Genomic DNA, 20,861 nt, shown 5'->3' with positions numbered 1-20,861 from the left:
GCGAAGCCTGGTAGAGATTAGGAGAGAAGGCCCATGCGGCTTCTGGTGGTTGGCAGGCTCAGCGGACAGCTGGCGACGGCGGTGAAGATGGCCATGGCGCACGGCGCCAAGGTCAGCCACGTCGAGCGCGGCGATCAGGCGACGGAACAGCTGCGCCGCGGGCAGGGCGCCGACCTCCTGATGGTCGACTATCGCATCGACATCGCCGCCCTGATCGCCGCCAACGAGGCTGAACGCATTCATGTGCCGGTGGTCGCCTGCGGCGTCGACGCCGATGCGACCGACGCGGCCAACGCCATCCGCGCCGGGGCCAAGGAGTTCATCCCGCTTCCGCCGGAAGCCGACCTGATCGCCGCCGTCCTGTCCGCCGTGGCCGACGACGACCGTCCCCTGATCTCGGCCGACCCGTCGATGAAGGCGGTGGTCATGCTGGCCGACCAGGTCGCGCGTTCGGAAGCCTCGATCCTGATCACCGGCGAAAGCGGCGTCGGCAAGGAGGTGATGGCCCGTTACCTCCACACCGGTTCGAAACGCGCCGACCGGCCCTTCATCAGCGTCAACTGCGCCGCCATCCCCGACAACCTGCTGGAATCCGAGCTGTTCGGGCACGAGAAGGGCGCCTTCACCGGCGCGATGGCCAGACGGATCGGCAAGTTCGAGGAAGCCGATGGCGGCACCCTGCTGCTGGACGAAATCTCCGAGATGGACGTGCGCCTGCAGGCCAAGCTGCTGCGCGCCATCCAGGAGCGGGTCATCGACCGCGTCGGCGGGACGAAGCCGGTGCCGGTCAACATACGCATCATCGCCACCTCGAACCGCGACCTGGCCAAGTCCGTGGCCGAGGGGACGTTCCGCGAAGACCTGCTGTACCGCCTGAACGTCGTCAACCTGCGCCTGCCCGCCCTGCGCGAGCGTCCGGGCGACATCGCCGTCCTGGCCGACCACTTCGTCAAGAAATACGCCGCCGCCAACGGCGTGCCCGTCCGCCCGATCTCGGTCGACGCCAAACGGGCGCTCGTTTCCCACCGCTGGAACGGCAACGTCCGCGAGCTGGAAAACGCCATGCACCGCGCCGTGCTGCTGGCGGTCGGACCCGAGATCGACGTCGAGGCCATCCGCCTGCCGGACGGCCAGCCCCTGTCGATGGGCAGCCACGGCGCCGCCCATGACGTCGGTGTCGCCGGCCGCGCCGCGCATGTCGCCGACGCCGTCACCCGCGCCCATGTCGGCCAGACAGTGGCGCAGATGGAAAAGACCCTGATCCTCGATACGCTGTCGCACTGCCTCGGCAACCGCACCCACGCGGCGACCATCCTGGGCATCTCGATCCGGACCCTGCGCAACAAGCTGAACGAATACGCCGACGAGGGGACCAGCATACCGGCGCCCCAATCGGGCATCGCCGCCGTCGGCTACGCGGCCGCCTGAGCATGACCCCTGGAACGGACCGCAGAAGCGTTCTGACCGGCCTCGGCGCGCTGGGCGTGGCGGGCTGCGTGGGCGCCGCCGAACCGAAGACGCCGCAAGCCGCCCCGACGACTCCGGAAGCCTTCGACCTCTCCGCGCTGGAGCGGGACAACGGCGGCCGACTGGGTTTCCTTGCTCACGATACCGGCTCTGATCGCAGGCTGGCGTGGCGCGGTGAAGAACGGTTCGTCTACTGCTCCACGTTCAAGATGTATCTCGCCGCGGCCACCTTCCTGCGCGTGCAGGCGCGGCAGGAACGGCTGGACCGTCAAATCCCGGTCACGGTCGCGGACATGGTCAACCATGCCCCGGTGACAGAGCCGGCGATCGGCGGTTCGCTCAGCGTCGAAGCCCTGATGAAGGGCACGGTCGAAGTCAGCGACAATCCCGCCGCCAACCTGTTGCTCAAGGCCTTGGGCGGCATCGCGCCCATGCAGGCCTTCTATCGCTCGCTCGGCGACAACAGCACGACGGTGGACCGTTTCGAACCCGAGATGAACCGGCTCGACGGCGACAAGGACACCATCACGCCCCTGCAGTCGGCGGCCAACATCAATCGGTTGCTGATCGCCGGCGACACGCCCCTTTCGACCCAGCACAAGGCGCTCCTGCTGCGCTGGATGACCGACACCCCCACCGGCCTGGCCCGGATCAGGGCGGGCGTTCCCGCCGGCTGGACGGTGGCCCACAAGACGGGCACCGGCGGCTACGGTCCGACCAACGACATCGGAGTCCTCTATCCGCCGGCCGGCGCGCCCGTGATCATCGCCGCCTATTATCACGCGGCCGCCGCCGGGCCTGCGGCCCGCCACGAGGCCGTCATCGCCGCCGCGACCCGACAGGCCCTTTCCGCCCTCGGCCGCGCATGACCGACGTCCCCGCCTCGGTGATGATGAAGGACGGCTACGCCCGTCCGACCGGCCGCGACATGATGGGCTGGGTCGCGCGCGGCGAGGTGGCCATGGCCATCGGCGTCATCGGCGTGATCCTGCTGCTGATCCTGCCGGTGCCGAAATTCCTGCTGGACCTGCTGCTGGCGATCTCGCTGGTTTCGTCCGTGCTGATCCTGATGACCGCCGTGATGATGAAGCGGCCGCTGGACTTCGCCATCTTCCCGACGGTGCTGCTGGTCACCACCCTGTTCCGGCTGGGCCTCAACCTGGCCTCGACCCGACTGGTCCTGACCCATGGCCACGAAGGCCACGGCGCGGCCGGTCAGGTGATCGAGTCGTTCGGCGCCCTGATGATGGGCGGCAGCTTCATCATCGGCATCATCATCTTCGCCATTATCCTGGTGGTGAATTTCGTCGTCATCACCAAGGGCTCGACCCGGATCGCCGAGGTCTCGGCCCGCTTCACCCTCGACTCCATGCCGGGCAAGCAGATGGCGATCGACGCCGATCTGTCGTCCGGCCTGATCACCGAGGACCAGGCCAAGCTGCGCCGCAAGGAGCTGGAGCAGGAATCGACCTTCTTCGGGGCCATGGACGGCGCCTCGAAATTCGTCCGCGGCGACGCCGTCGCCGGCCTGATCATCGTCTTCATCAACGCCATCGGCGGCATCCTGATCGGCACGATCCAGCACGGACTGCCGATCGGCGAGGCGGCCGACACCTATGTCGCCCTGACCATCGGCGACGGTCTGGTGACCCAGGTGCCGGCCATCGTCATCTCCATCGCCGCCGGCTTCCTGGTGTCCAAGGCGGGCGTCGAGGGCACGGCCGACAAGGCCCTGGTCGCCCAGCTGGCCACAAACCCCGTCAGCCTCGGCGTCGTCTCCGGCGCCTCGGCCCTGATCGGCCTGATCCCGGGCATGCCCCTGCTGCCCTTCGCCGCCCTGGCCCTCGGCACGGGCTTCATGGCCTGGAAACTGGGCCGCGAACGGCTGAAGCCCAAGCCCACCGAGGCCGAGATGGCCGCCACCGCCTCGGGGCCCCGCGAAGAGGTCGAGGAGCCGATCGGCACCGCCCTGACCATCGACGAGGTCAAGATCGAGCTGGGCTATTCCCTGCTGTCCCTGATCAACGATCTGGAGGGGCGCCGCCTGACCGATCAGGTCCGCGCCCTGCGTCGCTCGCTGGCGCAGGAGTACGGCTTCGTCATGCCGTCGGTCCGCATTCTCGACAACATGCGCCTGGGCACCCAGGGCTACGCCATCCGCATCAAGGAGATGGAGGCCGGGCAGGGCGAGGTCCGTCTCGGCTCCCTGATGGCCATGGACCCCGCCGGACGTCAGGTCGAACTGCCGGGCGAACACACCAAGGAGCCCGCCTTCGGCCTGCCCGCGACCTGGATCGACGAAAGCCTGCGCGAGGAAGCGACCTTCCGCGGCTACACCATCGTCGATCCCTCGACGGTGCTGACGACCCACCTGACCGAGATCCTCAAGGAGAACATGGCCGACCTGCTCTCCTACGCCGAGGTGCAGAAGCTGCTGAAGGAGCTGGGGACCGAAGAGAAGAAGCTGGTCGACGAACTGATCCCCTCGGTCGTCACCGTGACCACGCTTCAGCGCGTGCTCCAGACCCTGCTGCGCGAAAAGGTCTCGATCCGCGATCTGGGCGCCATCCTCGAAGGCCTGGCCGAGGCCGCGCCGCACACCTCCAGCGTCACCACCCTGGTCGAACACGTCCGCGGCCGCCTGGCCCGTCAGCTGTGCTGGCAGCACAAGGGCGACGACGGCGCCCTGCCGATCGTCACCCTGTCGCCGGAATGGGAGGCCGCCTTCGCCGACGCCCTCGTCGGTCAGGGCGAGGACCGCCAGCTGGCCATGGCCCCGTCACGGCTCCAGGACTTCATCCGCGCCGTCCGCGACGTGTTCGAACGCGCCGCCATGGCCGGCGAGACCGCCGTCCTCCTGACCGGCCCGCAGATCCGCCCCTATGTCCGCTCGATCATCGAACGCTTCCGCGGCCAGACGGTGGTCATGAGCCAGAACGAGGTTCACCCGCGGGCGCGGCTGCGGACGATCGGAACGGTCTAGCCAATCTCCTCCCCATCGTCAGATGGGGAGGTGGCGCGGCGGCGCAGCCGCCGTGACGGAGGGGGCGACTCCGACGGCAGTCGTTCCTCGCAAACCTGGGCGATGAAGCCGAGCACGCCTTCCAGTTCACCCAGAACATCACGCGCCGCGATCCGAACAACGCGAATGCCCCGCGCGTTGAGCCACACCGTCCGCCGCCGGTCATGCACGGCCTGCTCAGGGTGTTCGTGACCCGAACCATCCACTTCGACAGCCAGCGCGGCCTCGGCGCAGAAGAAGTCGAGAATGTTCGGCCCGATCGGATGCTGCTTTCTGAACCGCAGGGCCCGCAGCTTGCGCTCTTTCAGGTGCAACCACAGCCGGGCTTCCGGTGGCGTCAGCGCCTTGCGGAAAGCTTTGGCGCGTTCGTAGCTCTTTCCGTCAGCCACTGCGTCGCCCCCTCCGTCACGTCGGCTGCGCCGCCGCGCCACCTCCCCACAAGTGGGGAGGAGAGCGTATTACGAAACCTCGGTCCAGCCGCCAGACGACGCCGTGCGCGCCGCGTCGTTCACGGGGCGTGCGACCAGACCGGACTGGGTGATCCAGACCTCGTATTTCGCGCCGTCGGCCATCGGCATATAGGCGCCGCCGCCGTAGAGGGTGTCGACCGCGTCAACGTACCGTCGATAGCGCCGCGCCGTGTCCCAGGTGCTGATCTTCCACGGCAGCCAGGTGAGGGACGTGTCGCCGCCCGACAGCGGATGAACGCTGCGTTCGGCGTTGATCTCCTGCTCGATCGAGGCGTACCGCCCTGACAGCCGGTCCAGCCGGTACTGTGCGTCCAGCCCCAGGACATTGGCCCACGGTTTCCACTTCAGCACCTGGGCCTCGATGCGCCACTCGTCGCCATGCAGGGGATACAGATTGGTCGCCGCCGGCGCGTGTTCGCCCCGGTCGGGCTGGATCACCGTCGCCTCGAAAAACTGCGGTCCCAGCTGGCGGGTCTGGATCGTGGCCACCGGCCGCTCATAGGTCAGCCGGCCATAGGTCTGGATGTCGAGAGCCAGCAGCGAGGCGATGACCGCCGCCGCCATGAAGCCCGCGCCGCCGGCGCCGACCAGGAAGCCGCTGAAGATGCGCCCCCTGAACAGGGCGCCCAGGCCCTTGATCAACAGGACGGCCCCGATCAGCCCGACGACCGCCGGAACGATCCACCACCACCACACCATGCCACTCTCCCCCGATCCTGACGGACGCACCTTTACCCTAAATCGCCGGAGCGGGCAGGGTTTCTCCCGGGACGCGACTGGACAGGGCCGAACGCGCCGCTAATGCTCGCGTCCGATGATACCGGCGCTGCGTCCCACGCTTCTGGCCCTTGGCCGCTTCCTGCGCACGCCGTCGCTCAGCCGGTCCGTGGTGGCGCTGCTGACGGGCGCCATCGGCCTGCTGCTGGTCGTCAATGTCGGCGTCTTCGTGATGTTGCAGCGGACAAGCGACTTCAACGACAACGTCGAGCGCGGCCAGCGCATCCGACTGGCCGCGCTCGAAGTCATGAGCCTGTCAATCGACGCTGAAACGGGGCAGCGCGGCTTCCTGCTGACGGGGCGGCCCAACTATCTCGAACCCTACACCAACAGCCTGACGCGGCTGCCCGAGCGTCTGGACGAGCTGGCGCGGCTGACGGCGGGTGATCCGGACCTGTCGCCGCGCGTCGAGCGTCTGCGCGGCCTGTCCCAGCAACGGCTCGACATCATCGACCGCACCATCGCCCTGGGGCGCATGGGCCGTATCGAGGACGGGGTCGAGATCATCCGCAGCGGGTCGGGCAAGCGCCTGATGGACCAGGTGCGCGCCGAAACCGCCGCGATCGACGAGGTGCAGGAGACCCGCCTTCAGTTCGCCACCCGCCAGACCGAGTGGGCCGCCGGCGCGACGGTTCTCGTCAATGCCGTCGCCGCCCTGCTGATCCTGGCGCTGGCCGGCGTCAGCGGCTGGCTGATCCGGCGCTATGTGCTCGACATCCAGCAGGCCCGGGCCGCCCTGGACGCCATGAACGCCGGGCTCGAGACCAAGGTCCGCGATCGCACCTTCGAACTGACCCGCGCCAACGACGAGATCCAGCGCTTCGCCTATATCGTCAGCCACGATCTCCGCGCCCCCCTGGTCAACGTCATGGGGTTCACCTCGGAACTGGAGCAGGCCGGCAGGATCATCGACCGTCAGATGACGGCGGTCGAAACCCGGGCTCCCAAACTGGTCGAACAGGACGCCCTGACCGCGGTGCGCGAGGACCTGCCCGAGGCCATCGGCTTCATCCGCGCCTCGACCGGGAAGATGGACCGGCTGATCAACGCCATCCTCAAGCTCTCGCGCGAAGGGCGCCGCAACCTGGTCCCCGAGCTGCTCGACATGACCGCCATGGCCCGGGGCGTGGCCGACAGCGTCCGGCACCAGACCGAGACCTCGGACGCCCAGATCGTCGTCGAACCCCTGCCCTCGGTCGAAAGCGACCGGTTGTCGATGGAGCAGGTGCTGGGCAATCTGATCGACAACGCCGTGAAATACCTCGACCCGGCCCGGCCGGGCCGCATTCATGTCTCGGGCCGGGAGACCGGCGACGGCTGGGTCGTCTACCGTATCGCCGACAACGGGCGCGGCATTTCCGACCGTGATCACGAACGCATCTTCGAACTGTTCCGCCGTTCCGGTAAGCAGGACCGGGCGGGCGAAGGTCTCGGCCTGGCCTTCGTGCGCAACAGCGTGCGCCGCCTGGGAGGCGACATCACCGTAGAGTCAGAGCTTGGAAAGGGCTCGACATTCATACTGAAATTCCCCACACGCCTCGTCCTCGCGGACGCCGGAGAGTACTGATGAGCAATGCCGTGAAGATCGTGATGGTCGAGGACGATCTCGGTCACGCCAAGCTGATCGAAAAGAACATCCGGCGCGCCAATATCGCCAACGACATCGCCCATTTCGCCGATGGCGGCTCGGCCATGGAGTATCTGTTCAGCGAGGAGGTGCGGCTGAACGGGCCGATGCTGATCCTGCTGGACCTGAACCTGCCGGACATGTCGGGCACCGACATTCTCGAGCGGGTCAAGAAGGACGAACGCCTGCGCCGCGCCCCGGTCGTGGTCCTGACCACCACCGACGACAAGACCGAGATCCAGCGCTGCTACGACCTGGGTTGCAACGTCTACATCACCAAGCCGGTCGACTACGAAAGCTTCGCGGGGGCCATCCGCCAGCTGGGCCTGTTCCTGTCGGTCATGCAGGCCCCGGACATCGAGTGAGCGCACATTGAGGACCGAAGGACAGGTCATACGCCTGCTCTATATCGATGACGACCGCGGCCTGTCGCGGCTGGTCGAAAAGGAGCTGGGCCGCCACGGCTTCGCCGTCGCCTGCGCCTCCGATGGAGACTCGGGTCTGGAGATTCTCGCCGCCCGCGCCGCCGATTTCGACGTTGTCGCCCTGGACCACTACATGCCGGGCCGGGAGGGTCTGGACGTCCTGCCCGAGATCATCGCCCTCCCGAACCCGCCGCCCGTCGTCTATGTCACCGGGGCCCAGGAGGGCCGCATCGCTGTCGCCGCCCTGCGCGCCGGCGCCGCCGACTATGTCATCAAGGACGTGTCCGAGGACTTCACGGCGCTGCTGCGCAACGCTCTGGAGGAGGCGGTGTCGCGCCGCCGGCTGCAGCGCGAGAACGACGAGGCCCAGGAACAGGTCCGCCTCGCCCGCGACCGCGCCGAGGCCATGCTGCGCGAGGTCAACCACCGTGTCGGCAATTCCCTGCAACTGGTGTCCAGCTTCATGTCGCTGCAGCTGCGGCATCTGGTCGACGAGGGCGCCCGCGCCGCCCTGAAGGAATCCCAGGCCCGGATCGAGGCCGTGGCGCACGTCCACCGCCGGCTCTACACGTCCGGCGACATGTCTTCGGTCGCCATGGACGAATATCTGGAAGGGCTGATCGACGAGTTGTCGCAATCCCTGTGCCCGAACGAGGGCGGTTGCTCCATCCATCTCACGTCCACGCCCATGCGCGTCTCCACCGACCAGGCCGTGTCGCTCGGTGTGGTGGTCACCGAACTTGTCACCAACGCGGTGAAATACGCCTATGCCCCCGAGCATCCGGGCCAGATTCGCGTCAGCCTCGCCCAGGGTCCGAACGGACGGGCCATCCTGACCGTCGAGGACGACGGAGCCGGCATGGGTGACGGATCGGTCAAGGGCACCGGTCTGGGCGGCAAGATCATTTCGGCCATGGCCTCGGGCCTGAGGTCGTCGGTCGAGTTCGACAAGGCGCACAAGGGCGTGCGCGCCCGCCTGATTTTCGACCTCTGACGATGGCCGCCCACCTTCAGTTCGGAACCGCCGAACCCGGCCTCGACTACCGCTGGCGCCCCACGGCGTTCGGCCTGGTGTTCCATGACGCGAAACTGGCCTGCGTCCGCGTCGATCGTGGCCAGGGCAGCTATTTCGACCTGCCCGGCGGCGCCGTCGACGGTGACGAAACCGAGGAGCAGGCCCTGATCCGCGAGTTCATCGAGGAGACGGGGATGTCCGTCCGGCCCCTGGTTCGCGTGGCCGAGGCCTCGCAGTATTTCCTCAAGTCCGACGGATCGCCGATCAACAACCACGGCGGCTTCTGGATCGCGGAACAACTGTCGCTCGATCCCGCCGTCAAGGTCGAGGCCGATCACGAACTGGTCTGGCTGCATCCGCACACGGCCGCGGCCCAACTGCGCCACGACGCCCATGCCTGGGCCGTGACGGTGTGGCTGCGGCGTCATGGCAGCTGAGCCATACGGAACGGCCCGGACCCGGAACCGCTCTTTCCAACGAAGCGTCGCCAGTTCGGCCGCGCCCTGTCAGGAGAGACACCCATGGCTGATCACGATCGCATCGAAGGCGCCGCCAAGAACATGGGCGGCAAGGTCAAGGAAGCCGCCGGCAAGGTCACCGGCGACGAAAAACTGAAAGCCGAAGGCCGCGCCGACCAGGTCGAGGGCAAGGTTCAGAACGCCGTCGGCGGTCTGAAGGACACCCTCCGCGGCGACAAGTAGACTTCGCGCGCCCGATGACAACGACGCCGCCCGCATTGCGGGCGGCGTTTGCTTGTCTGGTTGTCAATCGCCGCCCAGCTTGATCCTGAGGCCTTCCTGCGTCGGCGCCCGGCCGTCGGCGGGCCGGCATTCCTCGGTCCAGGCCACGCCGCCCTGCGGCCGGGCCCGCGGGCGGGATTCGCACGTCTGTTCCTGCGGCGTGACGGCGGCGCGGACAGGCCGATCCGGCGCGCCGCACTGCAGGGCGTAGCGATCGCCCGCCGCCGCCAGCCGGCACTCGTCGGGCGCGCCCGCGGGGGCCAGGCCGGGCGGAAGGTCGGCCCCCAGATTGGCCGCCAACGCGGTCCGCACCCGGGCCTGGCAAGCTTCCATCGACTCCGCGGCCTTGCGGATCAGCGGGCTGCATTCGGCCCGTTCATAGCCATAGGGATCGGCTCGGGCGCTGTCGGGGATGGCGGGAATCTCGACCGGCGCGGCGGGCGGCGGCGGCGGCGGGGCCTCCCACACGACCTGGCCCGTCGCGGGCATCGGGGCGGCCTGTTGCAGCATGACGGCGAACACGATGGCGAGCATGGCTGAACCCTCCGGGAAACCCCGACCAGCCTAACCTATTTGGCCAGCGCCCGCATCGCCTTCTCCAGGCCTTCCAGCGTCAGCGGATACATCCGCTCATCGACCAGCTCCCGCACCATCCCGACTGAGGCCGAATAGCTCCAGTACCGCTCCGGCGACGGGTTCAGCCACGCCACCTTGTCCCACTGCTGCGTGGCCCGCTTCATCCAGACGGCGCCGGCTTCCTCGTTCCAGTGCTCGACCGAGCCGCCCGGCATGGTGACCTCATAGGGGCTCATGGTGGCGTCGCCGACGAAGATGGCGCGCCAGTCGCCGGGGTATTTGTTCAGCACCTCCCAGGTCGGGATCTTCTGCTCGTGCCGACGCCGGTTGTCCTTCCACACGCCCTCATAGAGGCAGTTGTGAAAGTAGAAGAATTCCAGATGCTTGAACTCGGTCTTCGCGGCCGAGAACAGCTCCTCGCACATCTTCACATGGGCATCCATCGACCCGCCGATGTCGAGGAACAGCAGCACCTTGATCGTATTGCGCCGCTCGGCCCGCATGTGGATGTCCAGCCAGCCCTGACGCGCCGTGCCGTCGATGGTGGCGTCCATGTCCAGCTCGTCCTGCGCCCCCTGCCGCGCGAACCGGCGAAGACGGCGCAGGGCGACCTTGATGTTGCGCGTGCCCAGCTCGACCTGGTCGTCCAGGTTCCGGTATTCGCGTTTCTCCCACACCTTGACGGCGCGGCCCTGTTTCCCCGGCCCGCCGACACGCACCCCCTCGGGATTATACCCGCCGTGGCCGAACGGGCTGGTCCCGCCGGTGCCGATCCATTTGTTGCCGCCCTCGTGCCGGCCCTGCTGTTCCTCCAGACGCTGCTTCAGCGTCTCCATCAGCTTGTCGAAGCCACCGAGCGCCTCGATCTGCGCCTTCTCCTCGTCGGTCAGGTATTTCTCGTTGAGCAGCTTCAGCCAGTCCTCGGGCACGTCCAGCGACGGCTCATCGCCCGCCCCGACGGTCTCGATCCCGGCGAACACCTTGCCGAACACCTGGTCGAACCGGTCGTAGTGCTTCTCGTCCTTGACCAGCACCGCCCGCGACAGGTGGTAGAAGTCATCGACCTTCCGCCCGGCCACGTCCTTGTCCATGGCCTCCATCAGATGGAGCCATTCCTTCATCGAGACGGGCACGCGCGCGTCTCTCAGGGCGGTGAAGAAGGGCAGGAGCATCAGTCGGACATTTCGGGAATGGCGCAAGACCATCGCGCACAATAACGATTTCTCACTTCGATCCAGATGGCCTCGTCGTCGGCGCTCCCGATATCTGATGTCGCCACCGCAGTCTGTTCTGGGGTCGGAGGAGGCGACGACGGCAGCGTGCCATTTGCAAGATATGCCGCCATTTCCGCCTCCGGCGAAAGACGTGCGATCATCAGCGTTTGGTTGCGGATGAAATCCTCACCGCCAAGCGGTCTCAACTCCCGGAGCCAGGCCCGGACAATCTCGCGGCGGTCGGGAGCAAGGCCATCCAGCAGAACCTCCTCTTCAGATCGCATGGATTCCTCCAGGCCCTGGAGGACAATCTGGCGGGCAAGGGCGAGGGCGGTCGGCGTCGGATCAGACCCCTCGTATGGCGTGGACTGCCAAGGTGAATCCTCGATCGAGTCGACCGAGAATCTGAAGTTGAAGGCGACCGTTCGGCGGATGGGAACGCCATTCAGCATCGCCGGACGCAAGACCCCCGTGCGGGCGCCCTCCAGGGCCGCCGCCTCGAAACCCAGTCCCTCCGGCGCGGCATTCACGACCTCGCATCCCTGGGGGAGACCTTGCTCCTCTACCCAGCAGCTCAATCCCACTCTGCCGGAGATGCCGATATTGGCTGCGAAACCCGGCATGGCTTCATCGACGGAAGGCAGATTGAGCCAGCGGGCTGGCTCGAAGTCGCCGGTTGGTTCGTCAATGGCTGGCGGCGGCGCCTGAAAATCGCTGACCCCTGTCGGATCGACGAGGCTGGCCGCAAGGACCAGCGACATCAACGCAATCACCATCAGATCACCCCGCGCTTAATCCACCAGCAGACAGCTATAGTTTCAGTCCCGCCGCAAGATGAACTCGTCGTCGAGCCAGCGCCCGACCGGATACTGGTACTCGCCGGCCTTCCCGAACCCGTACGCCGCATACAGCTTCTGCGCCTTCAGATTCCCGCTCCACACCCCGATCCACAGCGAACCGTCGGTGTTGGCCTCCATCCAGTCCAGCGCCACGGTCAGCAGTTTCGTGCCCAGACCCAACCCCTGCGCCGCCTTCGACACATACAGCCGCCGCAGCTCGGCGTGGCTGGGCCGCGCGTCCGGATGGGGCAGGGTGTTGGGCCCGGTGTTGGCGAAGGCCAGCAGCTCGCCGTCCCGCTCGGCCACCCACCAGGCCGCGCCCGGCTCCTTCAGCTTCGCCCGGATCGTGTCGGCGCTGAAGCTGGCGTCCAGAAACGCCTTCAGGTCATCGGCGGGGTAGGGGATGGCGAACCCGTCCACGAAGGTGTCGACGAAGGTCTGGCGGCCCAGCACGCCAAGGGCTTCGGCGTCGGCTTCGATAGCGGGGCGGATCACGGCGTTGGTCATCCCGCCGCTTTCAGCCATCGTGGCTCAGGGTTCAACCCCCTCCGTGCATCCCCGCGAAGGCGGGGACCCAGTTCTTTGGGCGATCGGCGCCGCCGGTTTTACGCGGCTCGTCGTCCCACGCAGTCTGCCCCGCGAAAGCACTGGGTCCCCGCCTTCGCGGGGATGATCGGAGGTTGGGGTTCAGGTCGGACATCTCTATCCTCCCCATCATGAGCGTCGCCCTGTTCACCCATCCGGACATGATCGAACACCGCCCGGGCCTCGGCCATCCCGAACGCCCCGAGCGGCTGAGGGCCGTGCTGGACGCCCTCGACGATTCGGGCCTGTCCCTCGATCGCCGCGCCGCGACGGAGGCCGCCGTCGCCGACCTCGAACGGCTGCACCCCGCCGCCTACGTCGCCCGTCTGCTCAGCGCCTCGCCCGCCGCCGGTTTGAACCAGCTGGACGCCGACACCGTCCTGTCGCCCGGCAGTATCCGCGCCGCCCGCCTGGCCGCCGGCGCCGTCGTCGACGCCGTCCGGGCCATCGCCCGCGGCGAGATCACCCGCGCCTTCGCCGCCGTCCGCCCGCCCGGCCACCACGCCGAGCCGGACCAGGCCATGGGCTTCTGCCTGTTCTCCAATGTCGCCGTCGCCGCCCGCGTGGCCCAGGCCGAGGGTATGGCCCGCGTCGCCGTGATCGATTTCGACGTCCACCACGGCAACGGCACCCAGGCCGCCTTCGAGAACGACGCCAGCCTTTTCCTCGGCTCGATCCACCAGGCGCCCCTCTATCCGGGCACGGGCGCGGCGTCCGAGACCGGCGTCGGCAACATCGTCAACGCTCCCGTCCCGCCCCATGCGGCCCGCGAGGCCTGGAGGGCGACCTTCTCCGGCGGTCTGATGCCGGCGCTGCAGGCCTTCGGTCCGGACCTGATCCTGATCTCCGCCGGCTTCGACGCCCACCGCCGCGATCCGCTGGCCCATCAAAGTCTGGAGGCGGACGATTTCGCCTGGGCGACCCGCGCCGTTCTCGAGGTCGCGCGTTCGTGTTGCGGGGGCAAGGTTGCGGCCTCGCTCGAGGGCGGTTACGACCTAGAGGGGCTGGGCCGCTCCGCGGTCGCTCACGTTCAGGCCTTGGGGGAGGAATAAGGACGGTTCGCCAAAGGCTTATCCTCCGCAAATCATGCCCGCCCCCGCCCGAGACTCATTGATGGCAGACCCGCCGCTTCCCGTGACTCCCCCGCCGCGCCGCGCGGCCCTTGTCTCGGTGCGTCCCGGCGCCATCATCCTGGCCCGCCACGGCGAGCCGGCCCTGTCGCGCAAATGCCTGCTGACCTCGGACCAGTACCGCGACTGGTGGGCGAAATACGAGGTCGGCGGCCTGCGCGCCGGCCAGACCCCGCCGCCCGAACTGCTGGCCACGGCCGAGGGCGCGGGCGCCATCTACGCCTCGACCCGCCCCCGCGCCCAGGAAACCGCCGTCGCCATCGCCGCCGGCCGCGAGGTCATGTCGGACGCCCTGTTCATCGAGGCGCCCCTGCCGCCGCCGCATTTTCCGTCATGGTTCAAGCTGCCGCCCAAATACTGGGGCGTGGTCGCCCGCATCTGGTGGCACGCCTTCAATCATCACGAGGGTCAGGAAACCCGTCACCAGGCCGAGGGCCGCGCCGAAAAGGCCGCCCAGGCCCTGATCGCCCGCGCCGAGAGCGGCCAGGACGTGCTGGTCCTCGCCCACGGCTATTTCAACCACATGGTCGGCAAGCGTCTGCGCGCCGACGGCTGGGATCTGGTCCACAACCAGGGCTTCAAATACTGGTCCCAGCGCCGCTACGAGAAGCATTGACCGCAAGGAGACGGCGATGATCCGACGGTCCCTGCTTTCTCTCGCCCTCTGCCTCGCGCTCGCGCCGACCCTCGCCGCCGCCCGGGACCCCGCCCCCGTCGCCGCCGTGCGGGTGGCCATCGAGACCAGCGTCGGAACCATCCTGGCCGAGACCGATCCACGCGCGCCTGTCACCTCGGCCAACTTCCTGCGCTATGTCGACGAGGGCCGCTTCGACGGGACGACCTTCTACCGCGGCATGGTCCTAGGCCCCGCCGCCGGCCTGATCCAGGGCGGGACCGGCGGCGCGCCGGAACGGGTCCTGCCGCCCATCGCCCACGAACCGACCAGCGAAACGGGCCTCAGCCACACCGACGGCGCCCTGTCCATGGCCCGCTTCGACCCCGGCACGGCGACCGGCGACTTCTTCATCATCGTCGGCGATGTCAGTTCGCTGGACGCCGGCAAGTCCGCGCCCGGCGACCCCGGCTTCGCCGTCTTCGGCCGGGTGGTCGAAGGGATGGACGTCGTCCGCCAGATCCTCGCCGCCCCCAGATCCCCTACCGAGGGTGAAGGCTTCATGCGCGGCCAGATGCTGGACCCGCGCATCCGGATCATCTCCGCGCGCCGTGTCCTGGAGTAGGTAATGTCGGCTCGCCGCTTGAGACACAACGCCGCCGCCTCTAGGGTCGGCAGCCATGACTGACGCCGCCCAAATTCCCGCCGATCTCAGCTTCGAGGACGCCCTGCAGCGCCTTGAGGCCATCGTGTCCAAACTCGAGTCCGGACAGGCGCCGCTCGAGGAATCGATCGCCCTCTATGAGGAGGGCGCGCGCCTCAAGGCCCATTGCGAGAACCGCCTGAAAGCCGCCCAGCTGCGTGTGGAGAAGATCGTCGTCGGCCCCGATGGCCAGGCGAAAGGCGTCGAACCCGCCGAGTTCGACTGATGCCGGCCCCGGCCGCCCCGATCGCCTTCGACGACTTCATGCGGGTCGATGTCCGCGTCGGCCGGGTCCTGACCGCCGATCCGTTCCCCGAGGCCCGCAAGCCGGCGTACAAGCTGACCATCGACTTCGGCCCCGACGTCGGGGTGAAGAAGTCCTCGGCCCAGATCACCACACACTACACGCGCGACGAACTGGTCGGCCGCAAGGTCGCCGCCGTCGTCAACTTCCCGCCGCGCCAGATCGGCCCCTTCATGTCCGAGGTCCTGACGCTGGGCTTCCCGGACGCCGCGGGCGAGGTCGTCCTTGTCGGCGTCGACCGCGAGGTCGAGATCGGGGGGAGGCTGTTCTGACCCTTCACCCGCCCCAGGCCCACGCCGCCAACTCCCCCGAACAGGGCGTCATCGACCGCGTGGCCGAGATCGCCGACCTGGTCACGGTCGCCCTCGACGAGCTTCTGCCGCGCGCCAGCGGACCCGAATCGCGCCTGACCGAGGCCATGCGCTACGCCGCCCTCGGTCCCGGCAAGCGGTTGCGGCCCTTCTTCGCCATGGAAGCCGCCAATCTGTTCGACATCGAGGAGCGTCCGGTGCTGCGCGCCGCCTGCGCCCTGGAATGCGTCCACGCCTACAGCCTGGTCCACGACGATCTCCCGGCCATGGACAATGACGACATGCGCCGCGGCCGGCCCACGGTGCACCGCGCCTATGACGAGGCCACCGCCATCCTCGCCGGCGACGCCCTGCAGACCGCCGCCTTCGACATCATCCTGCACCCCGACACCCACGACGACCCGGAGGTCCGCTGCGAGCTCGCCGCCCGCCTGTCGCTGGCCAGCGGCGCGCGCGGCATGGCCGGCGGCCAGATGATCGACCTGTTGGGCGTCCGCGACGACCTGGGCGGCGTCGCCCGCATGCAGCGGCTCAAGACGGGCGCCCTGTTCACCTACGCCTTCGAGATTCCCCTGATCATCGCCCGGGCCCGCGAGGCCCAGTCCCAGGCCCTGATCAGCTTCGCCCACGACATCGGCCTGGCCTATCAGATCGTCGACGACCTGCTGGACGTCGAGGGCGACGAGGACATCCTCGGCAAGGCGGCCAACAAGGACGCGGCCCAGGGCAAGACCAATTTCGTCACCCTGCTGGGCGTCGAGGCCGCGCGGCATCGTGTCGCCCACCTCGCCGATCAGGCCCGCGCCCACCTCGACGTCTTCGGTTCCGACGCCGAAATCCTCAAGGCCAGTGTGGACTTCGTGCTAAAGCGGCGGTCCTGACCGCTTCGCGTCCCGGTAACAGCGCGGTAAGAGTGGATCAAAGAGACCCCACGCGATTTAGAGTTTTCATGCCCGACACCCCGCTGCTCGACCAGGTTCATCTCCCCGCCGACACGCGCGGGTTCGACATCTCCCAGCTGCGCCAGCTGGCGGACGAGCTTCGGGCCGAAACCATCGACGCCGTCTCCGTCACCGGGGGCCATCTCGGCGCCGGCCTCGGCGTGGTCGAGCTGACCGTGGCCCTGCACCACATCCTTGAGACGCCGAAGGACATCCTGATCTGGGACGTCGGCCACCAGTGCTATCCGCACAAGATCCTGACGGGTCGCCGCGACCGCATCCGCACCCTGCGCCAGCCCGGCGGTCTCAGCGGCTTCACCAAGCGCTCCGAGAGCGAATACGACCCCTTCGGCGCGGCCCACGCCTCGACCTCGATCAGCGCCGCCCTCGGCTTCGCCGCCGCCCGCGACCAGAAGGGCGAGAAGAACCGCGTCGTGGCCGTCATCGGCGACGGCTCCATGTCCGCCGGCATGGCCTATGAGGCCATGAACAACGCGGCCGAAACCACCGATGGCCAGCTGATGGTCATCCTCAACGACAACGACATGTCGATCGCCCCGCCCGTCGGCGGCATGAGCGCCTATCTGGCCAAACAGGTCTCGGGCGGCGCCTATCGCAATTTCCGCCGCTTCGGAAAATCGGTCGCCGAACACCTGCCGCGCCCGTTCCGCGACGCCGCCCGCAAGGCCGAGGAATACGCTCGCGGCATGATCGTCGGCGGCACCTTCTTCGAGGAGCTGGGCTTCTACTACATCGGCCCGATCGACGGGCACGACATGGACAATCTGGTCCCCATCCTCAGGAACGCCGCCGCCATCACCGATCGTCCGGTGATCGTCCATGTCGTGACGCAAAAGGGCAAGGGCTACGCCCCGGCCGAATCAAGCGCCGACAAACTGCATGCCGTCGCCAAATTCGACGTCGTCTCGGGCAAGCAGGCCAAGGCCGCCTCCAACGCCCCCAGCTACACCAAGGTCTTCGGGACCGAGCTGATCAAGCGCGCCCATCTGGACCCGACTATCGTCGCCATCACCGCCGCCATGCCCTCGGGCACCGGTCTGGACCTGTTCGGCCAGGCCTTCCCGACCCGCACCTATGACGTCGGCATCGCCGAACAGCACGCCGTCACCTTCGCCGCCGGCCTGGCCGCCGACGGGATGAAGCCGGTCTGCGCCATCTATTCGACCTTCCTCCAGCGCGGCTACGACCAGGTCGTCCACGACGTCGCCATCCAGAAGCTGCCGGTGCGCTTCGCCATGGACCGCGCCGGTCTGGTCGGCGCCGACGGGGCGACCCACGCGGGCAGTTTCGACATCGGCTTCATGGGCGCCCTTCCCGGCATGGTGCTGATGGCCGCCGCCGACGAGGCTGATCTGGCCGCCATGATCGCCACCAGCCTCGAGATCGACGACCGCCCTTCGGCCTTCCGCTATCCGCGCGGCGACGGCGTCGGGGTCGAGATCCCGGAACTGGCCGCTCCGCTGGAGATCGGCAAGGGCCGCATCGTCCGCGAAGGCACGACCGTCGCCATCCTGTCGCTCGGCACCCGGCTGCAGGAATCGCTCAAGGCGGCCGAGGCCCTGGCCGCCCGCGGCGTCTCGGCCACCGTCGCCGACGCCCGCTTCGCCAAGCCGCTGGACGCCGACCTGATCCTGCGCCTCGCCCGCGAGCACGAATGCCTGATCACGGTGGAGGAGGGGGCCATGGGCGGCTTCGGCGCCTTCGTGCTCCAGCTTCTTGCCGGGAAGGGCGCGCTGGACGCCGGCCTGAAGATCCGCACCCTGTGCCTGCCCGACGTCTTCCAGGACCAGGACAACCCGGTCGCCATGTACGCCACGGCGGGCCTGAACGCCGAACACATCGCCGCCGCCGCCCTCCAGGCCCTGGGCGTCGAGGCCACGCGGGCCGTCAGGGCCTGACCACGCCTCTCCCTCCCCTTCATGGGGAGGGTCGATCACGAAGCGATCGGGGTGGGGTAACGCAACCTCAGCCGCGTTCGGCGCCAGTTTCGTACGTCCCACCGGGCTCAGCTGACGCCTCGCCGTCCCTCCCCATGAAGGGGAGGGAGAGTGCAACCCCCGCCTTCCGCAGCCGTTCTGTCGCGGGGCTTTGAGGGTTGAGTACAATGAACACGCGTATCCTGACCGCCGTCGCCGTCGCCGTCCTGACCATGGCCGTCGTCCCGCCCGCCATGGCCCAGGAGGCCGCGGCCCCCGCTGACGGCCCCATTGAAATCATGCGCGTCAGTGACACGGCCATGACCTGCCCCCAGATTTCAGAAGAGGCCGCGAAGCTGAGCGAGGAGCTGGGCGGCGCCCCCGGCAACGGCTTCCTCAGCGCCGTCACCGGCGTGGCCCAGGCCGGAGCGGCGATACTGATTCCCGGCGCCGGACTGGCCATCGCCGGTGTCGACGCCCTGACCCGCCCCGACCGGGACCGCAAGGAGGCCGAGGTCGCCGCCGTGCGTCACCGGTGGTTCTATCTGAACGGTCTCTACGCCGGACAGGACTGCCAGGCCCTCGCCGACGCCGCCGGCCCGACGCCGGCCACGCCGTCCGACGCCGCCCCCGCTCCAGGCTCGGGCTCCTGATCAACGGCTTCCTCTCCGTTGTGGAGAGGGCTTGAGCGCACAAGCACACCCGCTTGTCGTCATCCCGGCTTTCGCCGGGATGAGCGGGACGGGTCGTCCGCGCCGACATCCTCCCTCAAGCGGGAGGGAGAATTCGCGAACCCATGCCCGGATTCCGCCCATCCCCAGCGACCCTTCGCCACGCCCCTGGAAAGGCGAAATAAACATGCGGAAAATCAACGCCATACAGCACGTCTGCACCGCCTTGACCTGCGGGGGTCTCGCCTATAGGTTCCGCGCCGAATTCAGACCCCCTTCGAGGCCCGCCTTCCGGCGCCAGCATCGAGGCGCTGAGGCCATCATGTCCCTGCCAACGGAATCGCGCGAAGAGGCGATCGAACGCCTCAACACGAGCGCATCCGATCTGGAGGCGCGCACTGCCCGGCAGATCTCTCACGAGGCCGCCGGTCAGGCTGCGGCGGGACAGGCTTGGAAGATTCTCGCCGATCTGTTCGGCGGCGTCTTCGTCGGTCTGGCGATCGGTTTCGGGATCGACCGGTTCGCCGGCACGACGCCCTGGGGAATCATCGGCGGCGTCCTTCTGGGCTTCGCCGTATCGGTGTGGATGGCGTGGCGCACGGCGCAACGTCTGATGGCCGAAGCGAAACAGCATGGGGAGCCTCAGTCGGTTCCCTTCGACGACGACGAAGACCAGGGAGTCTGATCGCCCGATGGCCGATCCGCTACACCAGTTCCAGGTTACCCCTCTGCCGGGTCTCGACTTCGGCGAAGTGACTCTGCCGCTCGTCGGCACGGTCCATCTGGCCTTCACCAATTCGCACCTGGCGATGACCATCGCCTTCCTCGTGGTGGTGATCTTCTTCCAGCTGGTCACCTCGGGCGCCAAGGTGGTTCCGGGCCGCGGTCAGGCCGTGGGCGAGACCCTGTTCGGCATGATCGACGGCATCGCCGAGTCGATCATCGGCCATGACGGCAAGAAATATTTCCCGTTCGTCTTCACCGTCTTCACCTTCATCCTGGCGATGAATCTGCTGGGCCTGTTCCTCAGCTTCACGGCCACCTCGCAGCTGGCGGTCACCGCCACCTTCGGCGTCATCACCTTCCTGCTGGTCGTCATTATCGGCATCAGGAAGAACGGCCTGAAATTCCTGGCCCTGTTCTGGCCGACCGGCGCGCCGCTGGTCATGCGCCCGATCGTCGGCCTGATCGAGTTCTTCTCCTTCCTGCTGCGTCCCCTGACCCTCACCCTTCGTCTGTTCGGCAACATGATGGGCGGCCACGTCGCCCTGAAGGTCTTCGCCGGCTTCGTCGTCTCGCTGGGCGCCATGGCCGCCGCGGGCGGCTGGGGCTACCTCGGCCTGCCGGGCGCCGCCCTGTCTCTCAGCCTCGTCACCGCCCTGACCGCGCTGGAGTTCCTGGTCGCCTTCCTCCAGGCCTTCGTCTTCGCCGTGCTGACCTGCGTCTACCTGAACGACGTGGTCAACCTGGGCGATCATCACTAATCCACCCGCT

At 68.1% G+C, this 20,861-nt stretch carries 24 protein-coding genes; 18 read left to right on the top strand and 6 right to left on the bottom strand.

The genetic code is table 11. The features are described from left to right. Nucleotides 1-33: 33 nt before the first annotated feature. The 3 genes from PSV23_RS10915 to flhA are packed head-to-tail and all read left to right on the top strand — an operon-like array spanning nt 34 to nt 4,450. Nucleotides 34-1,428, top strand: a complete 1,395-nt coding sequence (locus PSV23_RS10915) for a sigma-54 dependent transcriptional regulator (RefSeq protein WP_300468800.1) — start codon at nt 34-36, stop codon at nt 1,426-1,428. A gap of 2 nt (nt 1,429-1,430) precedes the next feature. Next, nucleotides 1,431-2,336, top strand: a complete 906-nt coding sequence (gene bla / locus PSV23_RS10910) for a class A beta-lactamase (protein WP_300468798.1) — start codon at nt 1,431-1,433, stop codon at nt 2,334-2,336. Between the two features lie 20 nt (nt 2,337-2,356). Further along, nucleotides 2,357-4,450 carry a flagellar biosynthesis protein FlhA gene (flhA, locus tag PSV23_RS10905; RefSeq protein ID WP_300468937.1) on the top strand — a complete coding sequence of 698 codons (2,094 nt, stop codon included), beginning with the start codon at nt 2,357-2,359 and terminating at the stop codon, nt 4,448-4,450. On the opposite strand, the gene PSV23_RS10900 is transcribed toward flhA, so the two are convergent. Next, on the bottom strand, nt 4,447-4,878 hold the full coding sequence (locus PSV23_RS10900; protein ID WP_300468795.1) for an endonuclease domain-containing protein: 432 nt from the start codon (nt 4,876-4,878) through the stop codon (nt 4,447-4,449). The two genes, flhA and PSV23_RS10900, sit on opposite strands and share 4 nt — an antisense overlap. A gap of 69 nt (nt 4,879-4,947) precedes the next feature. Then, nucleotides 4,948-5,658, bottom strand: coding sequence for a hypothetical protein (locus PSV23_RS10895; protein WP_300468793.1), 711 nt, complete (start codon nt 5,656-5,658; stop codon nt 4,948-4,950). A gap of 115 nt (nt 5,659-5,773) precedes the next feature. Between PSV23_RS10895 and PSV23_RS10890 the strand changes: the two genes are divergently transcribed. The 5 genes from PSV23_RS10890 (at nt 5,774) to PSV23_RS10870 (ending at nt 9,504) form a co-directional block, all read left to right on the top strand. Continuing rightward, entirely contained in the window at nt 5,774-7,303 is a 1,530-nt protein-coding gene (locus tag PSV23_RS10890; protein WP_300468791.1) for a CHASE3 domain-containing protein, read from the top strand. Beyond that, nucleotides 7,303-7,728 carry a response regulator gene (locus PSV23_RS10885; protein WP_300468789.1) on the top strand — a complete coding sequence of 142 codons (426 nt, stop codon included), beginning with the start codon at nt 7,303-7,305 and terminating at the stop codon, nt 7,726-7,728. Before PSV23_RS10890 ends, PSV23_RS10885 begins: the two co-directional genes overlap by 1 nt. 7 nt (nt 7,729-7,735) lie before the next feature. Beyond that, nucleotides 7,736-8,782 (top strand): sensor histidine kinase, encoded by a 1,047-nt coding sequence (locus PSV23_RS10880; RefSeq protein WP_300468787.1) that lies wholly within the window; start codon nt 7,736-7,738, stop codon nt 8,780-8,782. Between the two features lie 2 nt (nt 8,783-8,784). Then, entirely contained in the window at nt 8,785-9,240 is a 456-nt protein-coding gene (locus PSV23_RS10875; RefSeq protein WP_300468785.1) for an NUDIX domain-containing protein, read from the top strand. 84 nt (nt 9,241-9,324) lie between these two features. Next, nucleotides 9,325-9,504 (top strand): CsbD family protein, encoded by a 180-nt coding sequence (locus PSV23_RS10870; RefSeq protein ID WP_300468783.1) that lies wholly within the window; start codon nt 9,325-9,327, stop codon nt 9,502-9,504. 63 nt (nt 9,505-9,567) lie between these two features. On the opposite strand, the gene PSV23_RS10865 is transcribed toward PSV23_RS10870, so the two are convergent. The 4 genes from PSV23_RS10865 to PSV23_RS10850 are packed head-to-tail and all read right to left on the bottom strand — an operon-like array spanning nt 9,568 to nt 12,679. Then, on the bottom strand, nt 9,568-10,077 hold the full coding sequence (locus PSV23_RS10865) for a hypothetical protein (RefSeq protein ID WP_300468780.1): 510 nt from the start codon (nt 10,075-10,077) through the stop codon (nt 9,568-9,570). A 35-nt stretch (nt 10,078-10,112) separates the two neighbouring features. Next, nucleotides 10,113-11,291: a VWA domain-containing protein gene (locus tag PSV23_RS10860; RefSeq protein ID WP_300468778.1), complete on the bottom strand. Its 1,179-nt coding sequence runs from the start codon at nt 11,289-11,291 to the stop codon at nt 10,113-10,115. After that, entirely contained in the window at nt 11,291-12,109 is an 819-nt protein-coding gene (locus tag PSV23_RS10855; RefSeq protein WP_300468776.1) for an energy transducer TonB, read from the bottom strand. Before PSV23_RS10855 ends, PSV23_RS10860 begins: the two co-directional genes overlap by 1 nt. 42 nt (nt 12,110-12,151) lie before the next feature. Then, the gene (locus PSV23_RS10850; RefSeq protein WP_300468774.1) at nt 12,152-12,679 is read right to left on the bottom strand and encodes a GNAT family N-acetyltransferase; all 528 of its coding nucleotides are present in this window, start codon (nt 12,677-12,679) and stop codon (nt 12,152-12,154) included. 209 nt (nt 12,680-12,888) lie between these two features. Here PSV23_RS10850 and PSV23_RS10845 point away from each other — a divergent pair, with 209 nt between their 5' ends. The 10 genes from PSV23_RS10845 (at nt 12,889) to PSV23_RS10800 (ending at nt 20,851) form a co-directional block, all read left to right on the top strand. Further along, nucleotides 12,889-13,809: a histone deacetylase family protein gene (locus tag PSV23_RS10845; RefSeq protein WP_300468772.1), complete on the top strand. Its 921-nt coding sequence runs from the start codon at nt 12,889-12,891 to the stop codon at nt 13,807-13,809. Between the two features lie 61 nt (nt 13,810-13,870). Continuing rightward, the gene (locus PSV23_RS10840) at nt 13,871-14,503 is read left to right on the top strand and encodes a histidine phosphatase family protein (RefSeq protein ID WP_300468770.1); all 633 of its coding nucleotides are present in this window, start codon (nt 13,871-13,873) and stop codon (nt 14,501-14,503) included. Nucleotides 14,504-14,519: 16 nt separating this feature from the next. Beyond that, a complete protein-coding gene (locus tag PSV23_RS10835; RefSeq protein ID WP_300468768.1) occupies nt 14,520-15,125 on the top strand; it encodes a peptidylprolyl isomerase in 606 nt (201 codons plus the stop codon). A 55-nt stretch (nt 15,126-15,180) separates the two neighbouring features. Beyond that, entirely contained in the window at nt 15,181-15,429 is a 249-nt protein-coding gene (locus PSV23_RS10830) for an exodeoxyribonuclease VII small subunit (protein WP_300468766.1), read from the top strand. Beyond that, on the top strand, nt 15,429-15,779 hold the full coding sequence (locus tag PSV23_RS10825; protein WP_300468935.1) for a tRNA-binding protein: 351 nt from the start codon (nt 15,429-15,431) through the stop codon (nt 15,777-15,779). The genes PSV23_RS10830 and PSV23_RS10825 overlap by 1 nt, the downstream gene beginning before the upstream one ends. Before the next feature lie 50 nt (nt 15,780-15,829). Further along, nucleotides 15,830-16,699, top strand: coding sequence for a polyprenyl synthetase family protein (locus tag PSV23_RS10820; protein ID WP_300468933.1), 870 nt, complete (start codon nt 15,830-15,832; stop codon nt 16,697-16,699). Nucleotides 16,700-16,767: 68 nt separating this feature from the next. Next, nucleotides 16,768-18,678: a 1-deoxy-D-xylulose-5-phosphate synthase gene (gene dxs, locus PSV23_RS10815; protein ID WP_300468764.1), complete on the top strand. Its 1,911-nt coding sequence runs from the start codon at nt 16,768-16,770 to the stop codon at nt 18,676-18,678. Between the two features lie 206 nt (nt 18,679-18,884). Further along, nucleotides 18,885-19,349 (top strand): hypothetical protein, encoded by a 465-nt coding sequence (locus PSV23_RS10810; RefSeq protein ID WP_300468762.1) that lies wholly within the window; start codon nt 18,885-18,887, stop codon nt 19,347-19,349. Nucleotides 19,350-19,689: 340 nt separating this feature from the next. Beyond that, a complete protein-coding gene (locus PSV23_RS10805; RefSeq protein ID WP_300468760.1) occupies nt 19,690-20,052 on the top strand; it encodes an AtpZ/AtpI family protein in 363 nt (120 codons plus the stop codon). A 7-nt stretch (nt 20,053-20,059) separates the two neighbouring features. Beyond that, nucleotides 20,060-20,851: a F0F1 ATP synthase subunit A gene (locus PSV23_RS10800; protein WP_055829909.1), complete on the top strand. Its 792-nt coding sequence runs from the start codon at nt 20,060-20,062 to the stop codon at nt 20,849-20,851. Nucleotides 20,852-20,861: the final 10 nt, after the last annotated feature.

Origin of the sequence: Brevundimonas sp. (assembly GCF_029946145.1) — a bacterium.
Lineage (GTDB): Bacteria > Pseudomonadota > Alphaproteobacteria > Caulobacterales > Caulobacteraceae > Brevundimonas.
The sequence above is the reverse complement of the archived record's forward strand: the minus strand, read 5'-3'. Positions and strand labels throughout refer to the sequence as shown.